The sequence below is a fragment of the Thermosynechococcus sp. QS41 genome (assembly GCF_031583515.1).
Lineage (GTDB): Bacteria > Cyanobacteriota > Cyanobacteriia > Thermosynechococcales > Thermosynechococcaceae > Thermosynechococcus.
The window spans coordinates 1,309,875-1,335,857 of sequence record NZ_CP134181.1 but is presented as its reverse complement, the minus strand read 5'-3'; the positions used below and the strand labels follow the sequence as shown (position 1 = coordinate 1,335,857).

Genomic DNA, 25,983 nt, shown 5'->3' with positions numbered 1-25,983 from the left:
CACAATTCTATGATCGATCGCTAAACTTGAGAGTGCCGAAAAACCCATCCCGCAGCATCTGCTATGTCCACCCTTGTTATCGTTGAATCCCCGACAAAAGCCCGTACCATTCGCAAATTTCTGCCCCCGGACTATCGCGTTGAAGCCTCGATGGGTCATGTCCGTGATCTGCCCCGCAGCGCTGCTGATGTGCCCCCTGAACTCAAGGGGGAGGAGTGGGCAACCCTAGGGGTGAATGTCGCTGCTGGCTTTGAACCCCTCTACATTGTCCCCAAAGACAAGCAAAAAGTTGTCAAAGACCTGAAAACGGCCCTGAAAACTGCTGATGAACTCCTGCTTGCGACCGATGAAGACCGCGAAGGCGAAAGTATTAGTTGGCACTTGCTGCAACTGTTGGAGCCAAAGGTGCCCGTGCGGCGCATGGTCTTCCATGAAATTACGGAAGAGGCCATCCAAGAAGCCCTGCGCAATTGCCGCGATGTCAATCAACAACTCGTGCGTGCCCAAGAAACGCGGCGTATCCTCGATCGCCTAGTGGGCTATACCCTGTCGCCCCTGCTGTGGCGGAAAATTGCTCCCCATCTGTCGGCGGGGCGGGTGCAGTCGGTGGCAGTGCGTCTATTGGTGCAACGGGAGCGGGAACGGCTGGCCTTCCGCAAGGGGCAATTTTGGGATCTCAAGGCCACGCTGGATCAACGGGGAACCCTCTTTCCAGCCCGTTTGGTGAGTGTCGGCGGTCAACGCTTGGCCACGGGCAATGATTTTGATCCTGCTACAGGACAGGTGCGCAACCCTGAGGCGGTCTTGCTCTTGGATGAGGCGGCGGCCAATGCCCTGCGCGATCGCCTGCTGACGGAAACATGGACGGTCACTGAACAAGAGGAGCGCCAACAAACCCGCAAACCGGCTCCTCCCTTTACCACCTCGACGCTGCAACAGGAAGCCAACCGCAAACTGCACCTCTCGGCGCGGGATACGATGCGCATTGCCCAAAAGCTCTATGAAGAGGGCTATATCACCTATATGCGCACGGACTCGGTGCATCTGTCGGAGCAGGCGATCGCTGCCGCTCGCAGTTGTGTGGAAGCCATGTATGGCAAAGCCTTTTTGTCGCCCCAGCCGCGGCAGTACACCACCAAAACCAAGGGCGCCCAAGAAGCCCACGAAGCGATTCGCCCTGCGGGTAGTCAGTTTCGTACCCCCCAAGAAACTGGCCTTAAGGATCGGGAACTGGAACTCTACGAACTGATCTGGAAGCGCACAGTGGCCTCACAAATGGCCGATGCCCGCGTCACCCTGCTAACGGTCTCGATTACGGCGGGGGATGCCCTCTTCCGTGCCCACGGTAAACGCATTGATTTTCCCGGCTTTTTCCGTGCCTATGTGGAAGGGTCGGATGATCCCGATGCCGCCCTCGAAAGCCAAGAGGTGATGCTGCCCCTGATGCAGGTGGGCGATATTCTCCGCTGCCAAGCCCTTGAAAGTGTCGGTCACGAAACCCAGCCGCCGCCACGCTACACCGAAGCCAGCCTTGTTAAAGCCCTCGAGCAAGCCGGCATTGGGCGTCCCAGCACCTACGCCACCATCATCAGCACGATCCAAGACCGCGAGTATGCCATTCGGCGGGGCAATGCCCTTGAACCCACCTTTACTGCCTTTGCGGTTACGGCACTGCTGGAGAAATACTTCCCCGACTTAGTGGACATTAACTTCACGGCGCGGATGGAGCAAACCCTTGATGATATTTCCACGGGGGAGGTGCAGTGGCAGCCCTACCTTGAATCCTTCTATCTGGGTGAAAACGGCCTTGAGCAGCAGGTCAAAGAGCGGGAGCGCACAATTGAGTCCACAGAAGCCCGGGCGATCGCCCTGCCAGAACTGAATGCCGAAGTGGTGGTGGGTCGCTTTGGTCCTTTTGTCGTCTATCAAAATGGCAATGGCAGCGAACCGATTAAAGCCTCCTTGCCCCAAGATGCCACTCCCGGTAGCCTCACCCGCGAACAAGTGGAGCAATTAATTCGCCAAAAACTAGAGGGTCCCGACAAGCTGGGCGTGCATCCTGAAACCGGGGAACCGATCTTCTTACTCACGGGGCGCTTTGGTCCCTATGTACAGTTGGGAGAAGCCACAGCGGCCAATCCAAAACCCAAACGAGCTTCTCTACCCAAGGGGGTCAGTCCCGACGAAGTTACCCTAGACTTGGCGATTACGCTGTTGTCGCTGCCCCGCACATTGGGAGTTCATCCCGAAACGGGCAAGCTGATTCAGGCCAATCAAGGTCGCTTTGGCCCCTACATTGTCCATGACCCTGACGGTGAGAAGGACTATCGTTCCCTCAAGGGGGAGGATGATGTTTATACGATTACCCTAGAGCGTGCCTTGGAGCTGCTGGCGACCCCGAAAGCGAGTCGTGGCCGTGCCAAAAAACAGGTGCTCGCGGTGTTGGGGACTCACCCAGAGGATGGCGAACCGGTGCAGATCTTGGATGGTCCCTATGGTCCCTATGTCAACCACGGCAAGGTGAATGCCTCACTGCCGGAAGGGGTGAGTCCAGAGACCATGACCCTTGAGCAAGCCCTGCCCCTATTGGCGGAGAAAGCACCGAAGAAAACCCGCCGCAGCGCAACAGCCACTGCCCCGAAACCAAAATCAACCACCAAAAAGACCATTACAAAGACGGCCACCAAGACCGCAAAAACCAGCCGCCGTAAGTCAACGGAAACCTAGGTGAATTCCCCTTTTGCTGCTGAAACCCTCCTCTTTGAGCGATCCCGCCCGCGGCCAGAGGCACTGCGGGTCATCTATGGCTTTCCCAATACCTACAGCGTTGGCATTACCAGCTTAGGGTATCAACTAGTGTGGGCACAACTGGCCAGCCGTCCTGATGTGGCCGTGAGTCGCCTCTTTACCGATGTGCAGGAGCCACTGCCTCGGGATCCGCAGTTGGTGGGCTTTTCCTTCTCGTGGGAGTTGGACTACGCCAATCTATTGGCGCTCTTGGAGCAGTTGGGCATTCCCATTTGGCAGCGCGATCGCCACGATCGCCATCCTTTGGTCTTTGGCGGTGGTTCAGTGCTGACGGCCAATCCCGAACCCTTTGCCGACTTTTTCGATGTGATTTTACTGGGGGATGCCGAACCCCTCCTTGAGCCGTTTTTGACGACCATGGCACAGGTGCGCGCTGCCCCGCGATCGCAACAGTTGGAAACCCTTGCCCAAGTGCCCGGCCTCTATGTCCCCAGTCTTTATGCCGTCAGTTATGCCAGTGCCACAGGCCCGATTCAAGGAATTGAACCCCGAAAGCCCACGGTACCCGCCACAGTGACCAAACAAGTCCATCGCGGCAATACCCTTGCTGCCTCAACGGTGGTCACCCCCCTCGCCGCTTGGGAAAAGATTTACATGGTGGAGGTGGTGCGTAGTTGTCCAGAGCTATGTCGCTTTTGTTTGGCCAGTTATTTGACCTTGCCCTTTCGCACGCCCAGTCTCGAAACACTGATTCCTGCCATTGAGCGGGGGCTAGCGGTCACCGATCGCCTAGGGCTTTTGGGTGCCTCAATTACCCAGCATCCCGAATTTCCCGCCTTGATTGAGCATCTAGGCCAACCACAATTTGACCATGTGCGGGTGAGTTTAGCGTCTGTGCGCACAAATACGGTCACTGAATCCCTTGCCCAACTCTTGAGTCAACGGGGCAGTCAATCCCTGACGATCGCCATCGAAACGGGGTCTGAGCGTCTGCGCCAAGTGATCAACAAAAAGCTTGAGACTGAGGAGATTCTTGCTGCTGCCAGCCATGCCCAAGCCGGCGGCCTCAAGGGGCTAAAGTTTTATGGCATGGTGGGACTGCCCACAGAAACCGATGCCGATGTTGCAGCTACGGTGGATCTCTTTCGCCAATTGAAAAAAACAGCGCCGCGCCTGCGACTCACCCTTGGCTGTAGTACCTTTGTGCCCAAGGCCCATACTCCTTTTCAGTGGTGGGGCGTGCAACCCGTGGCCGAAAAACGCCTGAAGTTCCTGAAAAAAGAATTGGCCAAATTGGGGATTGAGTTTCGTCCTGAATCCTATAATGACTCGCTGATTCAAGCTTTAATTTCGCGGGGCGATCGCCGGCTTGCTCCCCTGCTTGAGCAGGTACGCCACTACGGCACTTCCTTGGGCAGTTATCGCCGGGCATTTAAGGAACTGCGCGGACAGTTGCCCGACTTTGAAGCCTACGTCACTGCCCATTGGCCAGAGGAGACGATCTTACCGTGGCAGCATCTCCAGAGTGGCCTGCCTACTAAAACCTTGCAAAATCATCTGCAGCGAGCGATCGCCTAGGCCGGTCTGCGCTGATACCCCTCTTTAGTGACTTTAGGCGGATGAAAAGACACGTTGTTGGTTCCACTGATGCACAAGTGGGCAAATATAGCTATTCCAATAAAGAATAAGACATTATCCAGCACAACAATTGCGAATCACCTCATCAATCGAACTGTTTGACCCTGCATACATCCGCGCTCGCTTCAACGCACTGAAGTCGTGCTTAATCACATTCAAATCAGGAGAGTATTTCGGTAAAAATAACACCTCGTGACCCGCCGCTTTGACCGCTTCCTGAATCGCCCCTTTTGGATGAATCGGTGCATTATCCATCATCAACAACGAACGTTTCTCTAACGCCGGCAAACAGTACTGACTCAGCCAACTCACAAACCCTAACGCATTCAAATATCCTGAAAACAACATTGGGGCGATGAAGTCTTTCTGGTGTCTATACCATCCTGCGACTCAACTCTCTCTTTTCTGACGCTTCCCCGCTCGCTCTCCATCAATTCGTTCGCCTTGCGCTGACCACCCATACTCACACTCCACTCGAGAGTCAAACCCCGTTTCATCGATATACACCAGCGTTTCCTTGCCGTGGCTCTCTACCCATGTGTTCCTAAATTCCGATACTGAAAGCCCCCGACTTTAGTCGGTGGGGAGTTTACTATAACCAAGCTGCTAAGAGTGTGACCACGCCCAAGCCCGTGAGGGCAAGCCAGATGAAGGCATTCGGTAAAGGCGTAGCAGGGGGCGGTGGTTCTTGGGGTTTTGGGGTGGCAGCCGATGGCTTTTTCGGGGAACGGCTGTAGGGGGACGTGTAGGCGCGATCGCCCACATGGGATAGGTCGGGAATTTCGCTGTACCATTCCGGACGGCGTTTGAGTTGGGGAGCCTCCAAAATCGCCAGCAAGCGACGACTTTCCTGCCGCGTGTGATGATCTGGGTGTCGTTGGAGTTGACGGCAGAGGCTGACGGCAGCCCCTTGATCGCCAGCAGCACTATAGGCCGTGACTAACCAGAGGTTAATTTCCCCCGATCGCACCGCATTTCCCTCCGCCAGCGCCGCCGCCTGTCCTAAAAGAGCAATCGATTGTTGGTAGTTTCCCCGCTCGAAGGCCTGTTGCCCTTGCTGAAAGAGGGCAGCGACTGCATCCGTCATGGCCTATGAGCTGACCCCCACGTCTTCGACCACAATAAGCCCCTTTTTGAGCAGCGCTTGCAGGTCAGCATTGTGGGTTTTGCAGTTGCGCCAGCGCCGCTCATCGACATTTTCATTGCGACCGGGCTGCAGGGTCACAGGTCCAAAGAAACTATCAAAGGTCATGGGCTGTTCGAGGTAGCTAATCACAGTCAGCATGCCAGCAGAGGTTCGACAAACTCACTATTTTCAGGATAAGGCTAGAGTGGATCTGCTGCCGAGTTGAGTTGAGTATGGTTCGCACGCGCTTGAGTCTCGTTGGGATGGCGATCGCCCTTGTGGCACTGACGGGCTGTCCATTGCGTTTGCCCGATCGCAATACGGGGGCATCTTTGCCTCCCCTTGCCCCCACGGAGCGACCCAATACGGGGGAGAATTTCATTGCCAAGGTGGTTGCTGAGGCAGGGCCAGCGGTGGTGAGCATTGATACCCTACGACTGCCCCGCAGTCAAGAGGATAGTTTTCTCAATCCTTTTCCAATACCAGATGTGCCGCTGCGCCAAGGTCAAGGCTCTGGGTTTATATTTACCCCCGATGGCAAGATTATGACCAATGCCCATGTGGTGGAAGGCGCCAGTGCCGTGCGAGTCACGCTCCCCGATGGTCGCCAGTATGATGGCAAGGTGGTGGGTGCAGATTCCCTGACGGATGTGGCTGTTATTCAAATTGATGCCGAAAATTTACCCACCGTACAGCTGGGGAATTCGGATACCCTTGTCCCGGGCGAGTGGGCGATCGCCATCGGTAACCCCTTGGGGCTAAGTAACACCGTAACCGCCGGCATTATTAGTGCAACGGGGCGTGCCAGTAATGAAATTGGCGCTGCCGATAAGCGGGTGAGCTTCATTCAAACGGATGCGGCGATTAATCCGGGCAATTCCGGGGGCCCTCTTCTGAATGCTGCTGGTCAAGTGGTGGGCGTCAATACCGCCGTGATTTCCCAAGCGCAGGGCCTGGGTTTTGCCATTCCCATCAATACGGCCTATCGCATTGCTGAACAGATTATTACTACGGGGCGCGCCCAGCACCTCTATCTGGGGATTCGCATGGTGCAATTGACGCCAGAAGTGGCTGCCCAAATCCGTCAAGATCAGCCCAACTGGACACTGAATCAAACCCAAGGGACGCTAATCGTTGGTATTGCCCCCAATTCGCCGGCGGCTAAAGCGGGTCTGCAAGTGGGAGATTGGATTGCCAAAATTAACGATCTCAATCAACCCACCCCGCAACAGGTGCAAAGCGTGGTTGAGCAAACAAAGCTAGGGCAGACCATTACCTTAGAGATTCAACGGGGCGATCGCCGGCAAACCGTGAGCCTGCAACCGGAGCCAATGCCACCAGAATTGTATCCCTCTTCGCAGCCAGAATAAGTTAGCGTCGAGGCTCCGACAGTACTGCTTCCCCCGTGAACCACCGGCCACAATAACTGAGGCGCCCATTAAAGATGCGGCAGGTGCGATAGAAGTTGTTCTGCAACAGCACCGTTTCCCCTGTGAACCAACGGCCACAATAGCTAAGGCGTCCGTTAAAAATGCGGCAAACCCGATAAACATCACTGCGGGGCGTTTGGCTGAGCCATGTCGGCACCCCTTGAGCCTGTTCCAGCCCGATGAGAAGGGCGCCAAGAATCTGAGCAACCATCAGAAAATCCCCAATTATGGGACGAGTACCACCTTACCCTGCACCAAGCGTTGGCTGAGATAGCGATGGGCATCCGCCGCTGCACCGAGGGGAAAGGTTTTATCGACAACAACCTCTAGTTCGCCGCGATCCACGAGGGTGGCCACCTGCTCAAGGATTTTGCCCTGATGGGCAAGGGCATCACTCAACCCCATGAGTTGCGGCGTCAGCATCAGTGTGAGTTGGATCAAGAGGTTGCGTTGGCGGGCAATTTTCCACGGCGTATCGGCGGCGGGTTCCAAGAGGGTGGCGAGGGTGCCATAGGGACGCACCGCTTTGAAGGTGTCGCTAAAGGTGGTACCACCAACGGTATCAAGGGCAAAATCAACTCCTTTGCCCTCTGTCCAGTCCAAGACTGCCTGTACCCAATCACTGGTGGTGTAGTTAATGGCAAGGGTGGCTCCGAGACGTTCAGCAAAACGGGCTTTGGCTGCGGAACTAATCGTTGTGGCAACTGTTGCCCCCGATCGCCGCGCCAGTTGAATAGCGAGATGCCCCACCCCGCCCGCCCCGGCATGGATGAGAACGGTTTTTGCGGTGGAGAGGACATTCAAAGGTGGGACTGCCCCGCGATCGCCCAAGGCTTCCCAGGCCGTAATCACTGCTAGGGGCAAGGCAGCGGCCTGAATAAAGGAAAGGGTTTTGGGCTTGTGGGCAACGGCAACTTCAGGAACAACGGTGTATTCGGCATAGCAGCCGCCGCGATCGCCCAAGCCCCCATAGCAAAAATAAACTTCATCCCCTACGCGAAACCGCTGCACCGCTGCACCCACAGCCACGACCACCCCTGCGCCATCACAGCCGAGAATGGCGGGCCGGCGATCGGGAAAAAATGTTCCCCGCTGTCGCAGCTTTGTATCAATGGGGTTCACACTGGCCGCCCGCAGTTGAATTTTCACCTCATTGGCAGCTTGAATCTGCGGCTCAGGCATCTCCCGCAGCGCTAAAACATCGGGGTCACCAAATTCTGTGATGGCAACGGCTTTCATTGTTGCTGCGTTTCCGTTGACTCCGCTGGGTGCACGACTTAACACCAATTTTGACACACTGCCCGCCCTAAAGGTCAGGGATGCTTGTTACTGGTTCCGCGACCTTGCTTGCCACCTCAGGTTCAGGCACTGATCTCCCCCCCTGAAGCCCCCTTTTAGGAGGAAGTGTTTCCATTAATTCGGCTGGGAAAGAATCCCAGCACCTCTTACCATCCCGTCGAGTTTAGTGACGGGAAGCCATTTCGTTTCCATTAATTCGGCTGGGAAAGAATCCCAGCACCCTAGTGTTGTTAGTTAGTAGGAGTTTACTATGGGCTGTTTCCATTAATTCGGCTGGGAAAGAATCCCAGCACTACTCAGGTAGTACTCGAGCCGTTGGCACTTGTAATGTTTCCATTAATTCGGCTGGGAAAGAATCCCAGCACATATCAATCGTGGGAAAGAGGAAAATATTCCAATGCGTTTCCATTAATTCGGCTGGGAAAGAATCCCAGCACACATTGTGAATAATCAACAGGGTGGCAGCAACAAGTTTCCATTAATTCGGCTGGGAAAGAATCCCAGCACCCTTCCATTGTGCGTGCAATTGATTCTAATGCTCTAAGTTTCCATTAATTCGGCTGGGAAAGAATCCCAGCACTTTTTAAGTAGCAGCATATCCAAAAGCGCCTCTTACGTGTTTCCATTAATTCGGCTGGGAAAGAATCCCAGCACACGGGCGGGGCTTAAGCAGTCTTGGATTGTTGAGAGTTTCCATTAATTCGGCTGGGAAAGAATCCCAGCACTTTGTTTTTGTAAATTTTTTGGAGGGTTCTTAAGTTTCCATTAATTCGGCTGGGAAAGAATCCCAGCACCATCAAGTTCATTACAAATATCCACGTACTCAAAGTTTCCATTAATTCGGCTGGGAAAGAATCCCAGCACTCTAAACTTGCCAGTGTTTGCGCTATTTATTCAGCAAAAGTTTCCATTAATTCGGCTGGGAAAGAATCCCAGCACTAGTCTTTTTTTGCTTTTTTTACCAAAGTTTGGAAGAGTTTCCATTAATTCGGCTGGGAAAGAATCCCAGCACAAGGCCAAAGGAACAAGAAGGAACAAGGCCGAAGCGTTTCCATTAATTCGGCTGGGAAAGAATCCCAGCACGAGCGTGAATCATTATTAAACACGCTCCCAACGTGTTTCCATTAATTCGGCTGGGAAAGAATCCCAGCACATTCCACTGTGGCTAAAAAACCACAGCGCAAATAATCGTTTCCATTAATTCGGCTGGGAAAGAATCCCAGCACTTAGAAGGTGTGCGCAGACTAAGCTTAAGTTTATTAATCGTTTCCATTAATTCGGCTGGGAAAGAATCCCAGCACAAGCTCTTCTTGTAAAGCTTTGTATCCTTGTTGTGTTTCCATTAATTCGGCTGGGAAAGAATCCCAGCACGGCACCCTCCTAGAAGGTGCTCTACGACTACTATAGCACAGGTCATTTTCAAGCACCTAGACGGGATCATTTTTTTGTTTTTGTAAAATTTTTAGATCCGCAGGGTCACAGGACGTGAAAGTCACTCTGGAACTGAATTTCGGGAAAATTCAAGCACCTCCAAAGCTGTTAGAAATTGCTCAAAGCGTTGTGGAGACTGGGTTTGAGAAAATTGCCGAGCCAAGAGGATATTTTTGTCCAGAGGTGCTTGATCAAGCCCTCAAGGATCTCAATTCACAACAGCAATCTTTTGCCTTCAGGAGCAAAATTAGGGACACAGCGCGAAACCTCTATACTGAGGATGTTGAACCTCTGGCGATGTCCTTTGCACCATGAGCTTGCTCCAAGTGTCTGATGTCTATGCCGGCTATATTCCCGATGTGGATATTCTACGGGGCGTTAATTTTCGTCTCGAAGCCGGCGAGCTAGTGGCGGTCATTGGCCCCAATGGCGCGGGAAAATCAACCTTGGCAAAAACGATCGCTGGGTTACTGACGCCCCGCCTCGGCACAATTACCCTCGCCGGCGAAGATATTACCTACTTGCGTCCCAACCAAATTGTCAAAAAGGGAATTGGCTACGTGCCGCAAATTGCCAATGTCTTTCGTACCCTGACGGTTGAAGAAAATCTGGAGATGGGTGCCTTTACGAAAAGCGGCAACCTCAAGGCCCTCAAAGAGCGGGTCTATGACACCTTTCCCCGCTTGGCTGAGCGCCGACAGCAACGGGCAGGCACACTTTCCGGGGGAGAACGGCAAATGCTGGCCATGGGACGCGCCATGATGCTAGACCCGCAAATTATGGTCTTGGATGAACCCTCCGCGGCTCTCTCCCCAGCCCTCGTCAATGATGTCTTTGCCAAAATCAAGGAAATTAATGCCCAAGGCACCGCTATTATTCTAGTGGAGCAAAATGCACGGAAAGCCCTTGCCATGAGCGATCGCGGGTATGTCTTAGAAATGGGCAAAGATCGCTATGAGGGATTGGGCAGCGAACTACTCAATGACCCTAAAGTGGGGGAACTCTACCTCGGAATTGTGCGGGCAGAGCCTTAGGGCACAGGGCTAAAAATTGCTGTTTCGAGAGCAATCAGGCTTTTTTCCAAATCATCATTGACAATTTGAACATCAAATTCTGGGGCCGCAGCAATTTCGGTTTCCGCTTGAGCTAAACGGCGGGCAATGGCCTCCTCACTATCTTGGCCACGGCTACGCAGACGGTGTTCAAGTTCCGCTAAAGATGGCGGCAGAATAAAAATGTGACGCGCTTGAGGATAGGACTGGCGAACTTGGCGTGCCCCTTGCAGTTCAATTTCAAGGATGACGGTTTTTCCTTGGGCAATGAGTTGCAGCAACGGATTGCGTGGGGTGCCGTAGTAGTGGCCAGCAAACTCTGCCCATTCCAAGAGTTGCCCAGCAGCAATCATTCCCTTAAATTCTTCTACAGAGACAAAATAGTAATCCACCCCTTCAACCTCCGTGGGGCGTGGCGGACGGGTCGTTGCCGAAACCGAAAGTGCCAGTTCGGGATGTCGCTGTCGCAGTTGCCGTAGAAGCGTCCCTTTGCCGACCCCACTAGGGCCAGTAATCACAATGAGTTGTCCGGGCTGGGGCGTTGCACTGGTCATAACTGCACGGGGGGGAAACTTTTTGATCCTACTCTGTTTGCTCAGAGTTTTATCATTAAGGCAGCGTGGTTGAGGAATGGCCGTGAAGATTCATTTGCCCAGTGAGAGTGAAAATGCTCGCATTGAAATGCTGCCGCTGATTGATGTGGTCTTTTGTATCCTCACGTTCTTTATTTTGGCGGCGGTGAGTCTGACGCGGCAGCAGGCGATTACCTTGAATCTGCCCCAAGCCAGCACCAGTCAAGCGCAGTCGCAAAAGATGTTGGTGGTGAGCATTGATCCGGCGGGGCAACTTTTTGTGGATAAAGACCCCGTCAACCGCAGTGAACTCTATGAACGCTTGGCCACCTACTTGAAAACGAATCCCCAAGGAATGGTGATTTTGCGGGCATCACAGGTGGTGAGCTACAACGAAGTCATCCAAGTCTTGGATCTCCTGCGATCGCTCGGGGGCAATCGTGTGGCCTTGGCCACGCAACCCGTCGAACAACCGGTGCTGAGTACACAGACCCGCCCTAACCCTCTCCCCTCGCCACCAGCCAACGATCAACCCATACCCTCTAAGCCATAGGCAGTGACGGTGGAACCCATTTCCAGTATTCCTGTTGCCCCAGACGGCTTTCGCTCTGGCTTTGTCGCCTTAGTGGGTCGTCCCAATGTAGGCAAGTCCACCCTCTTTAACCATCTCTTGGGGCAAAAGGTCGCCATTACCTCTCCCGTAGCGCAAACCACCCGCAATCGCTTGCGGGGCATCCTGACAACGGCAACGGCGCAATTGATCTTTGTGGATACCCCCGGCATCCATAAGCCTCACCATCGCCTTGGGGAAGTGCTGGTGCATAATGCCAAGGGCGTTCTCAATCGGGTGGATGCCATTGTCTTTGTGGTGGATGCGGCAAGTGCCCCCGGTGGGGGCGATCGCTACGTAGCAGAATTACTGGCTAAAGTAAAATCCCCTGTGCTTTTGGCCATCAATAAAATTGACCTCTTGCCGGCAGGGGAGCGTCCACAGCGGCAACAGGACTATCAAACCCTTGGCCCTTGGCCAGCCTATCCCTGCTCGGCGCTCACGGGAGAGGGAGTTGGTGTATTGCAATCGGCGATTGAAGCGCAGTTGCCCCTTGGCCCCTATTACTATCCGCCAGAGATGGTCACCGATCAGCCGGAGCGCTTCATCATGGCGGAATTGATCCGTGAGCAAATTTTGCATCACACCCGCGAGGAAGTCCCCCATTCGGTGGCCGTGACGATTGAACAGGTGCAGCAAGATCGCAACCTGACTCGTGTCCACGCCGTGATTTATGTGGAGCGTCCAACCCAAAAGGCGATTATTATCGGCCAAGGGGGTCAGTTGCTCAAACAAATGGGCACCGCTGCCCGCCAAGAAATGGAAACCCTCATTGGTGGCAAGATTTACTTAGAACTGTTTGTCAAGGTACGCCCCCGCTGGCGACAGGATCGGTTGCGCTTGGCGGAGTTGGGCTATCGCATTGAGAAGGATTAAGCCGATGGAGACAGCATTGCGAGTGGGTGTGGCAGGGCCTGTGGGGTCAGGTAAAACCGCCCTTGTGGATGCCCAGTTTTTGGTGCGTTCCCAAGCCCTTCCCCCCGAGCGAATTCTCAGTGTTGAAACGGGGGATGTCCCCACACCGCTTGGCTGCGACCTTTAGCCCAGAGCTGGTGGATTTAACGATTTACGCGATTGATGTGGCTGCTGGCGATAAAATTCCCCGTAAAGGCGGGTCGGGGATTACCAAGTCGGATTTATTGGTGATTAATAAAATTGATCTTGCCCCCTATGGGGGTGCTGATTTAGAGGTAATGAAACGGGACACCCTGAAAATGCGGGGCGATCGCCCCTATGTGATGACGAACTTGAAAACTGGCCTTGGGCTAGATCAGGTGATTGCCTTTCTCGCATCCCATTTAGCAGCCTAAACAGAATGGTACGGAAGTTGACCCAACGCACAAAAAATCACTGATCACCATCACTGGCAAGGCAACAATTTGCCCCTTAGAATCGTCCTATCGGTGTCGTCAGGTAGGAAGTATGATGAGCTACGCATGGGTGAGGGGTGCGACGCTCGGAGCAACGGGGTTAGTGGCCATGGCTACTCGATTGAGGATCCGCCCCCTTGCCGTTCCCCTAAGTTTGGCAGTGGTCATGATTGGGGCGATCGCCCATGCCTCTTGGGCAAGTTATCGTCCACCCGCTAATATTGGCCGCCCCGGTAACCGTGAGGGAGCTGCAACGCGGATTGCCCGTCCCATGCTACTGCGGGAAAGTACTGGTGGCATCGAAAGCTGTCTAACTGAGCCAAAACAAACTGTGGTTGCCCTCGTGCCCAAGGATAACAATGGCCTTAGCAGCACCCCCACCCCTACCCTCTATAGCTTCATTCCCGCCAACAAGGGGGCCACCCTAACCCTGACGCTGCGGGATCCCCAAGGCACAGAAGTCTATCGCCAAGAGCGTCTTGCCCCCACGGAAGCGGGTATTATTGGCTGGCCTGTGGAGAATGTTGCCCTCAAAAATGGTGTGGATTACCAGTGGCAACTCACCCTCACCTGTACCAATGGCACCACAGCCGTCAAAACCGTCAGTTGGTTTCGACCGATGCCCTTATCGCCAAGCCAACAGCAGCGAATCGTGCAAGCTAAAGATGTGGCGGATGCCTTTGCCATGGCGGGCTACTGGTACGACACCCTCAATCAACTGGCCAAACAACGCCTAGCGCAGCCGGGGAATGCCCAACTTCAGCAAAAATGGCAAGCCCTGTTGCAGTCTGCCGCTGTCCAGTTGGCCAATGTGGCGAATCAACCCCTCATCCCCTTACCACCCCAGCCCTAACTCTCTAGGGAAAGGTCTGCCAGCCACTGGTAAAGGTCAGGAATATTGGCGTTGGGTTGCAGCAGATCTTCTTTGATGTGCATCAGCACCTTGGCCAAGGGTTCGGCGCGATCGCGATACTCAGCAACACTGGCCAGCAGATCCGTAAATACCTGTTCTTCAATCTGGGCGCGGGGGGGTGGTTCAGCCGTCGCATCACGGTAGGTTTGATAGGCCACAGGGGTTGCGGCAAACCCCAATCGAAAAATGAACGCATTGGCTGCCTCTTGCAGTTGCTCTTGGAGCGATCGCACAGACAAATCGCCCCGCTCAAACCCTACTTCGCCTTTTAGGGTGACTTCAACAATCGCCTCTGCCATGTCTGAGCGATGCCGCTGCACCAACTGCTGGAGTTGGCTCTCCACATGGCTCACGGTGTCACTGGGGGTGAGGGTGAGGGTGTAGCGATGGATGGGACGCTGCCAATAGTCGCGCTTCAGTTCCGCTTGGGGTGGCCCCTGATCGAGGGTAACCAAGAGAACCCCCCGCGGATTTTGCTGCTGATTTTCCTGAATCGAATTGGCCTCGACGGAGCCAGGATTAAAGATCCAATCCTCAACGGCGTAGTGGCGATGAATATGCCCCAAGGCCAAGTAATCAACACCGGCTCGGCGCAACGGCAAAAGATCGTTGTAGCGCAATGCCCCTTGGTAGCGGGAGACTTGCCCCTCAAGGCCGTGGTGAAAGAGCAAAATCGTCGCACCAGCAGCGGGCGGTAGTGCCTGAATTTGACTGGCCAGCTGTTGGATGGCACGGGGGGCACTGGCACCATACCACTGGGAACCAATGACGCGCACGCCACAGGGGAGATCCATATAGCCACCCCGCGCTGCCTCGGCGTCCCACGGCTGTAATTGGCCACTTTCGTCAGGTTCCAGTAGATAGAGATAGTCTTTTTCACAGAGGTAGCGGAGCCAATTGGACTTGACACCGTAGGGGCAGTTATCGTGGTTACCCTCGATCGCCAGCACGGGAATCCCCGCCGATCGCACCTTGTCGAGGACGTATTCCGCTTGATTGAGAATGCCGGGGGTAATCATCCGCTCCTCAAACAGATCACCGGCAATCAGGACAAAATCCACCTGTGCCTCGATGGCGTAGGTTTGCAGGGCACTGTCAAAGGCGGTGAAAAAATCAAACGTGCGATTGGAATTCTCTTGGCGGTACTTGTTAAAGCCAAGGTGGACATCGGCAACATGGAGAAAACGCACCATTTCGCACTGTCTCCTAGGGGCGATCGCTAGGGATTTGGGCAAGGCGTGCTGCCCAATTGGGATAGGCCTCGGCGGTTTGATCTGTGGCCACCACTTCTACGGTGCGATAGCAGGCCACGGGCAAATTCAGTAAGCTGACCAGAAACGCCGCTAAATCTTCGCGACTCAGAGAACCCGTCAGGCGATCGCCCTGATCAAGGCGCAGCTCTTTGCCACCGGGCTGATCCGTCAAACCACAGGGACGGACAATGGTGTAGGGGAGGCCACTTTGGCGCAGCATATTTTCTGCCGCCAGTTTCCAGGTGAGGATGCCCCCCAATTGGTCGTTGTATTGAACCGCTAGGGGCTGCCCCTTCAGGTCAAGATCCGCTTGTTGCGGACGGGTCACCCCCGCAGAACTCACCTGAATCATGCGGGGCAAGGGCAACCCCCCATAGGCTTGAATCGACTCAATCTCAAGGCTGAGGGTGCCGGGGCGGAAGTGGGGGTTGAGGGCACCGTCATACTCAAATTTGCTGAGCATCAGTTGCAGCGAGTAAATTTGCCCCACATTCAGAGGCGGCGCATTGGTGGCGGTGCGGGCCCGAAACACCGGAATAAAGTGGCTAAAGGGCAATTCAACCGTGATCCACTGATCGGCCACCGTATCAAAGGACATGGCATAGCCGACGCCATCCCAAGCGGGGTCACTGCGTAGGAAAAATTTATAGCGCTGCCCATCGCCGCGAACCCGGAGTTGAATGCCCGTGTAGCCTTGGAGATTGAGGGCTGGGGTGAGGTTGCGGGTGCGAATCGAGACAAACCCCCCAGAATTTTCCGTAGAAACCAGCCCCGTGAAGAGGGCACTGTGATCCTTGAGGTAAAACTGGCTGGCACTGACGCCGCCCATGACCACATCATCGAGGGCACCCCAAACTTCCTTCAGGGGGGGCGTGGGATAGCGATAGTCAAAGAGGGGATAGGTGTTGGGTTGACTTTGAAAATAGGGTTGGGCACGTTCCAACAAATGCCGCATGCCCTCAAATTCAACCGCCTCTGGACTCGCACCGACAATTTCAAGGCCGGGGGGTGGCGCGTTGGGATTGGGCTGTACCTTTGCCCCAACACAGTTGATCACCGCCCGACTGCCCTGCAAGAGATCGGCAGGCAAGGGTTGAGTCACGTCGGCAACAACAATGTCTAAAAAAGGGTCTGAGGGAAGTACACTCTCCGCCTTGGCGCGATCGCGCACCCCTGCCCGCACCGCATAGCCTTGACTCAAGAGGGTTTTCACCACCGCTTGACCGGTTCGACCCGTTGCCCCCATCACCACAACAAGACCACTGCCCCGATAGGCGGGCGGCTTAAAGAGATCCGGTAAAAGGGGTGACAGCACAGGGCGCAGAGGTTCTAGGGTTCCCACAAAGGGAAGGGCTTGAAAAAAGCGCAGTGTATCGAGAAAGCGACCAAGTTCCCAGTTATTTGCCATAGAGGGGCACCACGCTTGACCAATGGGGAAGTTTCTCCCCTGCCCTTAGTGTATCGTGCCACTGTTGGGCTGCCCATGTGAGCAAAGCGCGGCCATAGTCGGTGGGGTTAGGGGGACTCAGGTGTTTGTAGGGGTGAGGCCAAGTGGCTAAAAGCGTTTCTGCTTCGTGGTCTGCCAGCAGGCGATCGCCCCAAAGAGAGTTGAGACTCCCCCCCTGATAACGGTAAATGCCAAGGTATTGATGCCCCTGCTGGGCACGACGCGACACCACCCCATCCTGTTCTATGAGTTCATCACGATAGTGCCACGCCATTGTGCCAAGGCTAGACAGACCCAAAAGGGGAACTTCCAGTTGCTGGGCTAGGATGCGGGCAGTCACGACCCCCAAGCGCGTTCCCGTAAAGCTGCCCGGGCCACAGCCAATAGCGATCGCCCCTAGTTCACCCCAAGTGTAGCGACCCATCAGTTCCCCAAGGCAAGGGTGAAGTTGGCTGGCCAGTTCTCGACCCAAGGGCCATGTTTTCATCTCCAGCAGTTGATCTGCCCCCAAGTCATAGAGGCCTGCCACTAGGGTGGCATCGCTGGTATCAAAACCAAGACAAAGCAGCTTAGCTCACTCCGACGGCGATCGCCACCAAGCCAGCCACTAAGAGCAATCCGCCCGCAACCAACAGGGCTGCCCGTACTTTTTGCTGCGGTGTCCAAGGCTGTGCTTGATAGACCTTAGGCTCAATGGCAAAGTTGTTGAGGCGACCGCCCTCATCGGTGGTATAGCGCATCGAAACAAACCTCAATTCAGCGTTACAGTGCAGCTATTCTAACAAGCGAACTTTACGAGTCTTGAGAATCCTTAACAATTTCTTGCAATTGACCGTGGCGATAGACCCGCAACCAGCGACCGCGCCAGTAGATGCGATTGCCAAAACAGCCCCCCAGCCAAATCAGGAAGCTCATCACATCCCGCAGGGGCAATAGCCAGAGCCACAACAGTAGCCGAGGGGTACCCATCAAGACCATGCTCATGATCGCCTGCAACCAGCGAAGGCCCTGAACCCCCAGAAAGACGCTGAGAGTCCATGGGGTTGGAAATAGTCCCCACAGCAGGGCACTATAGACGGTGCCAAACATAAACACCATGCCAAAATACTGATTGCCGCGATTGGCACGAATGCTGCGACACCAGCGCAGTTCCCGTTGCACCGCCTTCAAAAAGGACTCATCAGCGCAGTCATTGTCAAGAATATAGGACGATAACTCCACGCGATACCCAGCACGCCACGCTGCATACCCCAGTTGGTAGTCCTCACCAATGCGATTGAGTGCAATCTCAAAACCACCAATTTTTTCTAGGACTTCCCGCCGCAGCAGCACGGTTGGCCCAATGGCAAAGCGCAGCCCCCGATCAAGGAAGCGGGCAACAAGCACACTGGGGATAAAGTCAAGGCATCGCCCCATGGCCAGAAACGCAGCTCCTAAGCGGCGCGGATGGTGATCAATGTAACCACAGGTAACGACCCCCACTTGGGGATCCGCCAAGGGTTGCACCAAAGTGGCTAAGTAATGGGGTCTAACGCGCACATCACTATCGGTTTCAACAATTACCCCATAGCGCGCATGGGTAAACAATTGGGCGACATTGCTGGCCTTACGGTTCAGCCCGCAAATCCGCTGACAAAGATACCAGCGAGCCCGGTGGGGATAGGTCTGGCAAATGGCCTTTAACACCGGTATGGCTGGATCACTGGGGTCTTGAACCCCAAAGAGGACTTCGTAGAGGGGGTAATCTTGCTCGCACAGTGAAGACCAGTTTTGCCAAGCCCTTGCTTCTAAGCCGCAGACAGGAACCAAGATCGAGACCGCCGGCAAGGACTCTAGGCGAGTCGTCCGCTGGGGGGTGAAAAATTGATAGGTGAGGGCAGCGGCAACAATGTAGAACAGGCTTCCCGTGAGGCTCAGCAGGCTCAGGAGAATGAGGGCAACCATCATGGTGCTGTCGCAATCGTCCCCGTCAAGGGGGAACTGGCACTGGCATAGGCTTTGACGGGAATCCGACCCGCTAAGTAGGCAAGACGACCCGCCGTGGTTGCGAGTGCCATGGCTTTGGCCATTGCCGGCGCATTGCCCGCTTGGGCGATCGCGGTATTAATCAAGAGTGCATCTGCCCCTAACTCCATCGCGGCGGCCGCCTCACTGGGCGTGCCAATGCCCGCATCAACCACAACGGGAACACTGGCTTGATCAATAATGATTTGAATATTGGCGGCATTACGCAGACCTTGCCCCGACCCAATGGGGGAGGCCAACGGCATCACAGTAACACAGCCCACTTCCTCAAGGCGTTTGGCCAGCAGGGGATCTGCATTGATGTAGGGAAGAACCGCAAATCCTTCTTTGACCAGTTGTTCTGCGGCAGCAAGCGTGCCAAAGGGATCGGGCAGCAAGTATTTCGGGTCGGGAATCACCTCTAGCTTGACAAAGTTGTTGTCCTCTTGACCCAAGAGCTTGGCCATTTCGCGGCCTAAACGGGCAACGCGAATCGCCTCTTCAGCGGTTTGACAGCCAGCGGTGTTGGGCAGCAGCCAGATTTTACGCCAGTCAAGGGCATCCACGAGGCCTTCGTGACCGGGGGCATTGGTTTGAACGCGACGTACGGCTACCGTAACAATTTCACAGCCACTCGCGGCAACACTGGCCTGGAGATCCGCAATGGAACGATACTTGCCCGTACCGGTCATCAGGCGTGAACGAAACTGCCGCCCGGCGATTGTTAGCGGGGCATCTTCAATTAGCAGCTCAGGAGGAGGCGCAGTCACCATGATGCACTTGTGAAGTGAAAAGCACTAGAGTTTGCCTTTCTACCATATCAGGGTTACGCTCTCTGCTGCTGCGACCTTGGAAAACTTGTGGCATCATAGAGGCACCATAACCTTGGGAGTGCAACAGTTGGTGCATGGCACATATTGGCAACAATGCCGCCATTCAGGCTGCCGATCGCCTGCTACGTCAATATGGGTTTGATTTGGATGGCTCCTCAGTTGAGGTCATCCTAGATCGCTGGTTGCGCCATTTTCCTCCCCGCTGGATTCGTCTTGCCCTCATTGAAGCCCTCTATCTGGGGCGCTATAAAGCCATTTCCGTAGAGCAAATTTTAGAGCTATGGCAACGGCGTGAGCAACCGATTTATCACTTCAACAGTGAGTTTGAAGCCATTATCTGCCAGTCATTGCCCATTAGTGTGCCGGAACCTACTCCCTCTCGCCTTTCAGAGACACCTACCAATATAAAAATTAGTGAATTTCACCCTGATTTAGCGTCTGACCCATTTGTTACCAAGTTAACTAGTATTGTGCAGCAGTGGCAGTCCCAAGACTTCCTTGTGGAGCAGGGCGATCGCTCCTCCTAGGCCATTGCAGGTTATACTCTTTTGGGTAAGATTTGGCACCTCCACCTATGGCTGTTTTTGAAGGCACCTATCACGTTCTGGGAACGCCTCGCTTTGGGATTGTGATTTCCCGCTTCAATGACTTGGTTACCACCAAGCTGCTAGAGGGCTGCCAAGATTGTCTGCGCCGCCATGGTGTTGATCCCAATCCCCATGGTTCTCAGGTGGACTACGCCTGGGTACCCGGTAGCTTTGAAATTCCCCTTGTGGCGGCTCAACTGGCAGCCAGTCGTCGCTATGCTGCCATTATTTGTCTCGGGGCAGTCATCCGTGGCCAAACTCCCCACTTTGACTATGTGGCTGCTGAAGTCACCAAAGGCATTGCCACGGCCTCTATGCAAACGGGTGTGCCCATTATCTACGGCATTCTTACCACCGACACGATGCAACAGGCCCTTGAGCGCGCTGGCATTAAAAGCAATAAAGGTTGGGAATATGCCCTCAATGCCCTCGAAATGGCAAACCTGATGCAAACCCTGCCCAGCAGCATCAATCCACCCACAGCCAAACTCAGCCCCAGTACCCCCGTTCTCGCTGATGGGTAATCCAAATGGTGAAGCAGAAATTGCTTCCTAGGGCTACCAAGGGCTGCCAATCATCGTAAATCCTGCCCAAAAATAGGGATGGGAAAGTTGACGCCCACCCCCAGTTTGAACTTCTTGGGGCAAAGGAATTGAAAGCCCTCCCCGCACCCCAGCACTGCGCAGGTGATTCTCTTCAATCACAACCTGCTGATGGATCAGGGCAAGCTGCGCCTGTCGCAAGGCCTCTGCTTTAATCGGAGCAGTTCTCAACTGTCCATAAAATGCCGTCATCAAAGCCAGTGTCCCTTCATCACTGACATACCAAAGGCTAGCAACCGAACTCTTTACACCCGCTTGGAGTGACAGTCCAGCAAACCCAAGTTCTGCATTGGTATCTCCTACCGCTGTACGACAGGCACTCAGCGTCATTAGCTCTGTGGGTGGCCGGAATAAGTGCAACTGCCGCACTTGAGCCATTGAAAGCTGGCTATCCCAAAACTGAATATAGGAATTTTGTGGCTTACCCGCATTAAATTCACCATGGGTCGCTAAGTGTAGGATAGGATAGAGACTGCGCCGCCGCTGGGTTTCCAAGTTTGAGACCGTAAAAGCTTCATTGAGGAATACTTGCCCTCGTCCTACCAGTTGCGTAATGGTTTGCAGCTCGATGGGAACCGCTGGCAAAGGACTTTGCTTTGTGAACTGAGAGGCACCCATTGCCAGTACAGAAGCATTTTGCAACGGCTGGTAGCGGGTATCCACCAAGTTGATACTGGGAATGAGACCCAGATTATAGCGTTCCACTAGAAACTGACCATTACGACCGATTGGACTATCGCTGACCGTCGAGGAAATAAGATTTGACCCCGTGTGCAGAGCAGCGATCGGCACACTCCGCAACCCCTGATCAAGGGCAAAAACCAGTGTATTAATGCCTCGATTTTGCAATTCAGCATCAATGCCGCCCATGATCCATTGGTAGAGCTGCTGCGCAAAGGGTAGATAGGATTCACTATTGGTTTTCGTTGGGTCTCGCACCTCACGATTAAAAGCAGCAATGACGCGGCGCACTGCTTCTTGGGGCACTCGAACGGGTTGGTAAATCGGTTCCCCTTCCGGTGTGATGATAAATATATCTAGTTGTTCAGGTCGCCAAAAGACATAGCTCAGGGCAGGTTTTTGACCTGTTTCTTCAGCCATACGCCCCAATAATTCCTTGATTTGCTCAATGTCAAGGAACTGTAGTCCCTCTTGACTAGGAGTGCTGAAAAATTCATCAAAGTACTCACTAAACTCAAAGGAATAAAGCTGCTGAAGCAGTTTGATCGCACTGTTGTAGTCTCCCTGATCAAAAGCCGTACTGATTTGCTGACGAATGATCTCAACTCCGGGGAAGTAAATGACTTGAGCGGTATTCTGGGGCAGTTGAGTGCCTTGTATCTCCTCTCCCAATAAAATCCGACCCAGATTCTCTTGAGTTTGGGGTTCTGGAGGTGTTGGTGGTGTGGACGGCTCCGTGGGTGGAGTTGGCGGTGTTGGCGGTGTGGATGGCTCCGTGGGTGGAGTTGGCGGTGCTTGAGAAACCCGATAGAGAAACCCAGAACCAGAAAATAGGGCAAGCTCAGGATAGGTGGTGTTGAATTGCTCTGAACCTGTGAGGCCGCCGTTGATATTGAGATTCGGGTCAGTCGAATAAACTAGCCAGCGACCATTGGGGGTACTAAAGACACTAGAGCCATAGTTGTTAATAAAGTTATTTTCGGCAGCAAGGACAATCGCATCCCCAGTCCCAACGGCAGAAATTGGCGCATTGAGAACAATATCGCCTGTTAGTGTTTGTAGGAAAATGTTGCGCCCTGTAATGCCTGTTGGGTTAACACTGCCAACGGTAAGGGTACTGTTATTGACAAATTGCAAATCACTCGCACTGTTCAACTCAGCAGCTAGGATCCCCACTTGGTTATTGGGGTTGGTTAGGATTGCACTGCCATTTTGTAAAGTTAAACCCAAGTTGCCTGCTCGAATCGGTGCACTTTGCGTTAGGTTCCCACTGTTTAAGCTGAGGATTAGGGTATTGCCGTTGGTATTGATGCCAGTGGTGAGGCCATTGACACCATTGTTGAAACTAACGATACCTAGGGCACCTTGATGACTCAAGTTCACATTTCCACTGACATTGCCTGAGAGTGTTTGAAACCTATTGTTGACATTGTTGAGGGTGAAAGTCCCCTGTCCAAGAAGTTGCAGCGTTCCCGCAGAAATGACATGGCTGCCCTGAGTAACGCCGCCACCGCTATTGAGTGTGAGATTGCGACCATTGAGATTCGTCGTGCCAGAGCCATTGAACTGAATACCTAGGGAACTTACGCCGGGGGTTTGCAGCGCAAGATTGTAGTTGAGGCTGAAGGGACGAACATCAATGAGACCAGTACCATTAGGGTGACCAATGGTCACCAAAGAAAATCCACCCGTGATTTGGTTGAGGAGAGACTGATCAATGATTAAGTTACCCGTTGCACCATCGCCAATGCCGACGGGAGTATGCGCATCAATCGGTTGAAAGACAAGGCGGCCTGCCCCGGCACTATGGATATCTAGCAGAGAGGGAAAATCACCCGAGACTTCAATCCCCCCCTGAGCTGCTAATGTGAGCATGCCATCTTGAACAGCTAATGTCAGGGCGTCAGAGACTTCCATGACCAGACCAGGATTGCCGTCAGTGGCGCGACCTTCGATGAGAATCTTCCCATTTCCAGCCGTTCTGACCTCAGCAGAGTACTCTGTGTCAGTTGCTGCCCTAAAGCCAAGACCAGCACCGAATTCACCCCCTGTACCTCTCAGGATAATGTCACCACTTTGACTGGTAATACTTGTGAAGCGACTCAGAATACCTCCTTGGTTGAAGGCAAAGCCCGTACCACCAGTACCCGTCAGGGTAATATTTCCAGTCGTGGTTCGAATTCCTGACTCTTCAAGATGGATGCCAACGTTGGAAACTCCTTCGGAGACGTTGCCCCCAGTACCCGTTAAGGTCAGATTGCCAGCTTCGGCGCTGATGGAGGAGTTTTGAATCGAGATACCATCCACAGGGCTATAAACACTAGAACTACCTGTCCCTAGAATGGTGATCTCTCCAGACCCTGAGGTGAGGATTGAACTCCCACCGATCAGCACCCCTTCTTGGCCATCAGTTGTTGCACCGCTGCCATGAATCCTAATATGGCCGCCATCTGCATTGAGAGTAGAGTTTCCGATATTAACCCCAGCAGTGCTGACACCGATTGCTGGACTGGTGAAGGGATTAGAGCCACCCCCCAAAATAATATTGCCACCATTGGTAATGAGTGTAACTGAGTCTAATCTAATTGCTCCTGCACCACTGTTATCGGCATCGGCATGGAGAATGATATTCAGTCGGCCTGCTTCTGAGCGAATGTCATCGGCAACAAGAATGTTATTTGCAGCTTGCAAGGTTAGGGAGGCATCGCCGCCGCCTATTTTGGTAATCGAGGCAAGTACAGAAATATCCCCTGCTTGGGTTCCAGTATCACCAGTTGTGATGATGACGCTAGTGCCGAGATTCAGAGCAGCTTCAATGGCAGTATTCACAACAAAAGCATCATCAGTGGTGGGGGTAAAGACATCAGGATTGCTCCCAGAGAAACTCCCGCCACTCGTAGGGGAGTTAGAAATGGTGACATTTCGTGGATCAAGGAGCCATGTACCGGGCTGACCCTTGACTGCACTGGCATCTACTGTTCCCCGAACGCTGAGTAATTCTCGCCCAGAGGTTTCCACAAAGCCGCCATTACCGCTAAGTTGCCCGCCGCGTGCGCTGATCGTGCCGGCAAATTGGGTGCTGTTATCTGCCCATGCAATGACAGTGCCACCATTGCCTTGATTGAAGGCATCCGCTGCAATCACACTGCCGCTGTTGATAAAGAGATTCTGGGCATTGAAACTGCTATGCAAGCGGTTAGTGCCAGTGGTGCCCCCTAGGTAATCGCCCCCCAAGAGAATCGTGCCACCCCCGAGTTGACCAGAGGCGGTTAAGTTGGCATTGATGAGGGCGATATTTTGACCAGTGATCGTGATTTGGCCACCCATACCGATGGGATTGGCGACGGAAAGGCTGCCACTGATGACGGCGGTGTTCGTTGTGGTGGGAATTTTGTTGGGGTCATGGACAAGGCGAATTGTGCCGTCGGGATTTTGAATGACGCTGTTGACAGGTTGTGAACCATTGCCAGTGAGTAAGCTGGGTAAGTCCACGGCAGCGATCGCTCCCCCAGTCGGTAGTCGCTCTTGAGGAATCTCAAGGCTGAGCAGCATTCCCTCTTGGGAGACGCGCACCATTCCTGTTTCAGGTACAGCCGCAATGTGGATATTTCCTGCAGGGGCTGCGAGTGTACCCGTATTGATCACTTGGTGTGCCATTAGGCTGAGGGTTTGACCACGACCCACCCTCAGCTCACCTTCATTGATGATGAGGCCTTTACTCAGAAATTCAAAACCTGTGGGCTGACCATTGAGGGATTGATAGAGATTCTGGCCATTGACATCAAAGGTCCCTCCCTCAAACAGCACCCGTTGAGCGGTAGAAGCATGGAAGGCAGCGGGGAGATTCAAACGGGCATTGGGGCCAAAGACAATTCCCGCAGGGTTGAGCAGATAAAGGTTACTGTTGCCACCCGTAATTTGAATCAAGCCATTGATGTAACTGGCGTTGCCACCATTGACCCCCGCAAGAATGTTGCGAATTTGCGGATTAGAGAGAAAGTTGGCAACTTGGCCGTTACTGATATTGAAGTCACGGAACAGGTGAAAGAGGTTTTGGCCATTCCCCGATAGGCTGCCACCACCAATATCAATCTGTTGACCATTTTGGATGACGGTGGTACCAGTGCCATTGGTGGCTGGGGTAATCTGGCTGTAAACGTTGCCACTCAACAGTCCCCAAAAGACTAAGGTGATGGAAAATAGGTACTGTTGGAGAGTTTTCATGATCCCAGCCTCCAGATGATTTATCGAGTCCTGCCGCTGGCGACTCTTGTGGGGGAGTGCAGAGGCTGTGGTGGAAATTGGCTATAGCCATTATAGATATGGCAGTAAAATTTCCAAAATGCTACGCTTTCTTAATTTCTCAATCCCCGACGATCGTAAAATG

General features: G+C 53.7%; 23 protein-coding genes, 1 pseudogene and 1 CRISPR repeat array. Of the genes and pseudogenes, 11 read left to right on the top strand and 13 right to left on the bottom strand.

Annotation, left to right across the window (positions count from 1 at the left end; genetic code table 11):
* Positions 1–63: 63 nt before the first annotated feature.
* Positions 64–2,727 carry a type I DNA topoisomerase gene (gene topA / locus RHJ80_RS06465; RefSeq protein WP_310800597.1) on the top strand — a complete coding sequence of 888 codons (2,664 nt, stop codon included), beginning with the start codon at positions 64–66 and terminating at the stop codon, positions 2,725–2,727.
* Positions 2,728–4,326, top strand: a complete 1,599-nt coding sequence (locus RHJ80_RS06460) for a radical SAM protein (protein WP_310800596.1) — start codon at positions 2,728–2,730, stop codon at positions 4,324–4,326.
* 114 nt (positions 4,327–4,440) lie between these two features.
* On the opposite strand, the gene RHJ80_RS06455 is transcribed toward RHJ80_RS06460, so the two are convergent.
* The 3 genes from RHJ80_RS06455 to RHJ80_RS06445 form a co-directional block, all read right to left on the bottom strand.
* Positions 4,441–4,734, bottom strand: coding sequence for a transposase (locus tag RHJ80_RS06455; protein WP_310800595.1), 294 nt, complete (start codon positions 4,732–4,734; stop codon positions 4,441–4,443).
* Positions 4,735–4,978: 244 nt separating this feature from the next.
* Entirely contained in the window at positions 4,979–5,473 is a 495-nt protein-coding gene (locus RHJ80_RS06450) for a hypothetical protein (protein ID WP_302679133.1), read from the bottom strand.
* A 3-nt stretch (positions 5,474–5,476) separates the two neighbouring features.
* Positions 5,477–5,671 (bottom strand): hypothetical protein, encoded by a 195-nt coding sequence (locus RHJ80_RS06445; RefSeq protein ID WP_149817974.1) that lies wholly within the window; start codon positions 5,669–5,671, stop codon positions 5,477–5,479.
* Between the two features lie 74 nt (positions 5,672–5,745).
* Between RHJ80_RS06445 and RHJ80_RS06440 the strand changes: the two genes are divergently transcribed.
* Positions 5,746–6,882 (top strand): trypsin-like peptidase domain-containing protein, encoded by a 1,137-nt coding sequence (locus tag RHJ80_RS06440; RefSeq protein ID WP_310801683.1) that lies wholly within the window; start codon positions 5,746–5,748, stop codon positions 6,880–6,882.
* 1 nt (position 6,883) lies between these two features.
* On the opposite strand, the gene RHJ80_RS06435 is transcribed toward RHJ80_RS06440, so the two are convergent.
* Together RHJ80_RS06435 and RHJ80_RS06430 are read right to left on the bottom strand one after the other, a co-directional pair.
* Positions 6,884–7,153, bottom strand: a complete 270-nt coding sequence (locus tag RHJ80_RS06435) for a hypothetical protein (protein WP_310801682.1) — start codon at positions 7,151–7,153, stop codon at positions 6,884–6,886.
* 14 nt (positions 7,154–7,167) lie between these two features.
* Entirely contained in the window at positions 7,168–8,181 is a 1,014-nt protein-coding gene (locus tag RHJ80_RS06430) for a zinc-dependent alcohol dehydrogenase family protein (RefSeq protein WP_302679130.1), read from the bottom strand.
* A 167-nt stretch (positions 8,182–8,348) separates the two neighbouring features.
* Positions 8,349–9,612: direct repeats of the CRISPR family, unit length 36 nt; unit sequence GTTTCCATTAATTCGGCTGGGAAAGAATCCCAGCAC.
* A 114-nt stretch (positions 9,613–9,726) separates the two neighbouring features.
* On the opposite strand from RHJ80_RS06430, the gene RHJ80_RS06425 reads away from it, so the two are divergent.
* Together RHJ80_RS06425 and RHJ80_RS06420 are read left to right on the top strand one after the other, a co-directional pair.
* Entirely contained in the window at positions 9,727–9,987 is a 261-nt protein-coding gene (locus RHJ80_RS06425) for a hypothetical protein (RefSeq protein WP_310801681.1), read from the top strand.
* The gene (locus tag RHJ80_RS06420) at positions 9,984–10,706 is read left to right on the top strand and encodes an ABC transporter ATP-binding protein (protein ID WP_286626497.1); all 723 of its coding nucleotides are present in this window, start codon (positions 9,984–9,986) and stop codon (positions 10,704–10,706) included. The genes RHJ80_RS06425 and RHJ80_RS06420 overlap by 4 nt, the downstream gene beginning before the upstream one ends.
* Here RHJ80_RS06420 and gmk read toward each other — a convergent pair.
* Complete coding sequence (gmk, locus tag RHJ80_RS06415) at positions 10,703–11,278, bottom strand: guanylate kinase (RefSeq protein ID WP_302679128.1); 576 nt, start codon at positions 11,276–11,278, stop codon at positions 10,703–10,705. The two genes, RHJ80_RS06420 and gmk, sit on opposite strands and share 4 nt — an antisense overlap.
* Before the next feature lie 76 nt (positions 11,279–11,354).
* On the opposite strand from gmk, the gene RHJ80_RS06410 reads away from it, so the two are divergent.
* The 4 genes and pseudogenes from RHJ80_RS06410 (at position 11,355) to RHJ80_RS06395 (ending at position 14,129) form a co-directional block, all read left to right on the top strand.
* Positions 11,355–11,849, top strand: a complete 495-nt coding sequence (locus RHJ80_RS06410) for a biopolymer transporter ExbD (protein WP_310744245.1) — start codon at positions 11,355–11,357, stop codon at positions 11,847–11,849.
* A gap of 9 nt (positions 11,850–11,858) precedes the next feature.
* Positions 11,859–12,782: a GTPase Era gene (gene era / locus RHJ80_RS06405; RefSeq protein WP_310744244.1), complete on the top strand. Its 924-nt coding sequence runs from the start codon at positions 11,859–11,861 to the stop codon at positions 12,780–12,782.
* A gap of 4 nt (positions 12,783–12,786) precedes the next feature.
* Positions 12,787–13,216: pseudogene (locus RHJ80_RS06400) on the top strand (GTP-binding protein).
* A gap of 112 nt (positions 13,217–13,328) precedes the next feature.
* Entirely contained in the window at positions 13,329–14,129 is an 801-nt protein-coding gene (locus tag RHJ80_RS06395; protein WP_302679125.1) for a DUF928 domain-containing protein, read from the top strand.
* On the opposite strand, the gene RHJ80_RS06390 is transcribed toward RHJ80_RS06395, so the two are convergent.
* The 6 genes from RHJ80_RS06390 to RHJ80_RS06365 are packed head-to-tail and all read right to left on the bottom strand — an operon-like array spanning position 14,126 to position 19,666.
* Complete coding sequence (locus tag RHJ80_RS06390; protein WP_399384596.1) at positions 14,126–15,382, bottom strand: exonuclease SbcCD subunit D; 1,257 nt, start codon at positions 15,380–15,382, stop codon at positions 14,126–14,128. The genes RHJ80_RS06395 and RHJ80_RS06390 overlap by 4 nt on opposite strands.
* Positions 15,383–15,395: 13 nt before the next feature.
* A complete protein-coding gene (locus tag RHJ80_RS06385; protein ID WP_310801679.1) occupies positions 15,396–16,850 on the bottom strand; it encodes a CIA30 family protein in 1,455 nt (484 codons plus the stop codon).
* Positions 16,840–17,418: a tRNA (adenosine(37)-N6)-threonylcarbamoyltransferase complex dimerization subunit type 1 TsaB gene (gene tsaB / locus RHJ80_RS06380; RefSeq protein ID WP_302679122.1), complete on the bottom strand. Its 579-nt coding sequence runs from the start codon at positions 17,416–17,418 to the stop codon at positions 16,840–16,842. Before tsaB ends, RHJ80_RS06385 begins: the two co-directional genes overlap by 11 nt.
* Before the next feature lie 40 nt (positions 17,419–17,458).
* Positions 17,459–17,629 carry a photosystem II assembly protein Psb34 gene (gene psb34 / locus RHJ80_RS06375; RefSeq protein ID WP_206201533.1) on the bottom strand — a complete coding sequence of 57 codons (171 nt, stop codon included), beginning with the start codon at positions 17,627–17,629 and terminating at the stop codon, positions 17,459–17,461.
* 52 nt (positions 17,630–17,681) lie between these two features.
* Positions 17,682–18,836 (bottom strand): glycosyltransferase, encoded by a 1,155-nt coding sequence (locus tag RHJ80_RS06370; protein ID WP_310800569.1) that lies wholly within the window; start codon positions 18,834–18,836, stop codon positions 17,682–17,684.
* Positions 18,833–19,666: a thiazole synthase gene (locus RHJ80_RS06365; protein WP_206201531.1), complete on the bottom strand. Its 834-nt coding sequence runs from the start codon at positions 19,664–19,666 to the stop codon at positions 18,833–18,835. The genes RHJ80_RS06370 and RHJ80_RS06365 overlap by 4 nt, the downstream gene beginning before the upstream one ends.
* A 134-nt stretch (positions 19,667–19,800) precedes the next feature.
* On the opposite strand from RHJ80_RS06365, the gene RHJ80_RS06360 reads away from it, so the two are divergent.
* Both RHJ80_RS06360 and ribH read left to right on the top strand, forming a co-directional pair.
* Positions 19,801–20,253, top strand: a complete 453-nt coding sequence (locus tag RHJ80_RS06360; RefSeq protein WP_310801678.1) for a hypothetical protein — start codon at positions 19,801–19,803, stop codon at positions 20,251–20,253.
* Positions 20,254–20,300: 47 nt separating this feature from the next.
* Positions 20,301–20,837, top strand: a complete 537-nt coding sequence (ribH, locus tag RHJ80_RS06355) for a 6,7-dimethyl-8-ribityllumazine synthase (protein WP_206201529.1) — start codon at positions 20,301–20,303, stop codon at positions 20,835–20,837.
* 33 nt (positions 20,838–20,870) lie between these two features.
* On the opposite strand, the gene RHJ80_RS06350 is transcribed toward ribH, so the two are convergent.
* Positions 20,871–25,820 carry a CHAT domain-containing protein gene (locus tag RHJ80_RS06350; RefSeq protein WP_310801677.1) on the bottom strand — a complete coding sequence of 1,650 codons (4,950 nt, stop codon included), beginning with the start codon at positions 25,818–25,820 and terminating at the stop codon, positions 20,871–20,873.
* Positions 25,821–25,983 lie beyond the last annotated feature (163 nt).

Excerpts from the sequence above, each read along its gene's own strand:
- ribH (WP_206201529.1), top strand. The coding sequence starts at position 20,301 with ATGGCTGTTTTTGAAGGCACCTATCACGTTCTGGGAACGCCTCGCTTT.
- RHJ80_RS06360 (WP_310801678.1), top strand. The coding sequence starts at position 19,801 with ATGGCACATATTGGCAACAATGCCGCCATTCAGGCTGCCGATCGCCTG.
- RHJ80_RS06455 (WP_310800595.1), bottom strand. The coding sequence starts at position 4,734 with ATGTTGTTTTCAGGATATTTGAATGCGTTAGGGTTTGTGAGTTGGCTG.
- RHJ80_RS06440 (WP_310801683.1), top strand. The coding sequence starts at position 5,746 with ATGGTTCGCACGCGCTTGAGTCTCGTTGGGATGGCGATCGCCCTTGTG.
- RHJ80_RS06435 (WP_310801682.1), bottom strand. The coding sequence starts at position 7,153 with ATGGTTGCTCAGATTCTTGGCGCCCTTCTCATCGGGCTGGAACAGGCT.
- topA (WP_310800597.1), top strand. The coding sequence starts at position 64 with ATGTCCACCCTTGTTATCGTTGAATCCCCGACAAAAGCCCGTACCATT.
- RHJ80_RS06365 (WP_206201531.1), bottom strand. The coding sequence starts at position 19,666 with ATGGTGACTGCGCCTCCTCCTGAGCTGCTAATTGAAGATGCCCCGCTA.
- RHJ80_RS06450 (WP_302679133.1), bottom strand. The coding sequence starts at position 5,473 with ATGACGGATGCAGTCGCTGCCCTCTTTCAGCAAGGGCAACAGGCCTTC.
- RHJ80_RS06420 (WP_286626497.1), top strand. The coding sequence starts at position 9,984 with ATGAGCTTGCTCCAAGTGTCTGATGTCTATGCCGGCTATATTCCCGAT.
- RHJ80_RS06385 (WP_310801679.1), bottom strand. The coding sequence starts at position 16,850 with ATGGCAAATAACTGGGAACTTGGTCGCTTTCTCGATACACTGCGCTTT.
- RHJ80_RS06370 (WP_310800569.1), bottom strand. The coding sequence starts at position 18,836 with ATGATGGTTGCCCTCATTCTCCTGAGCCTGCTGAGCCTCACGGGAAGC.
- RHJ80_RS06430 (WP_302679130.1), bottom strand. The coding sequence starts at position 8,181 with ATGAAAGCCGTTGCCATCACAGAATTTGGTGACCCCGATGTTTTAGCG.
- RHJ80_RS06410 (WP_310744245.1), top strand. The coding sequence starts at position 11,355 with ATGGCCGTGAAGATTCATTTGCCCAGTGAGAGTGAAAATGCTCGCATT.
- RHJ80_RS06350 (WP_310801677.1), bottom strand. The coding sequence starts at position 25,820 with ATGAAAACTCTCCAACAGTACCTATTTTCCATCACCTTAGTCTTTTGG.
- psb34 (WP_206201533.1), bottom strand. The coding sequence starts at position 17,629 with ATGCGCTATACCACCGATGAGGGCGGTCGCCTCAACAACTTTGCCATT.
- RHJ80_RS06390 (WP_399384596.1), bottom strand. The coding sequence starts at position 15,382 with ATGGTGCGTTTTCTCCATGTTGCCGATGTCCACCTTGGCTTTAACAAG.
- RHJ80_RS06395 (WP_302679125.1), top strand. The coding sequence starts at position 13,329 with ATGATGAGCTACGCATGGGTGAGGGGTGCGACGCTCGGAGCAACGGGG.
- gmk (WP_302679128.1), bottom strand. The coding sequence starts at position 11,278 with ATGACCAGTGCAACGCCCCAGCCCGGACAACTCATTGTGATTACTGGC.
- RHJ80_RS06445 (WP_149817974.1), bottom strand. The coding sequence starts at position 5,671 with ATGCTGACTGTGATTAGCTACCTCGAACAGCCCATGACCTTTGATAGT.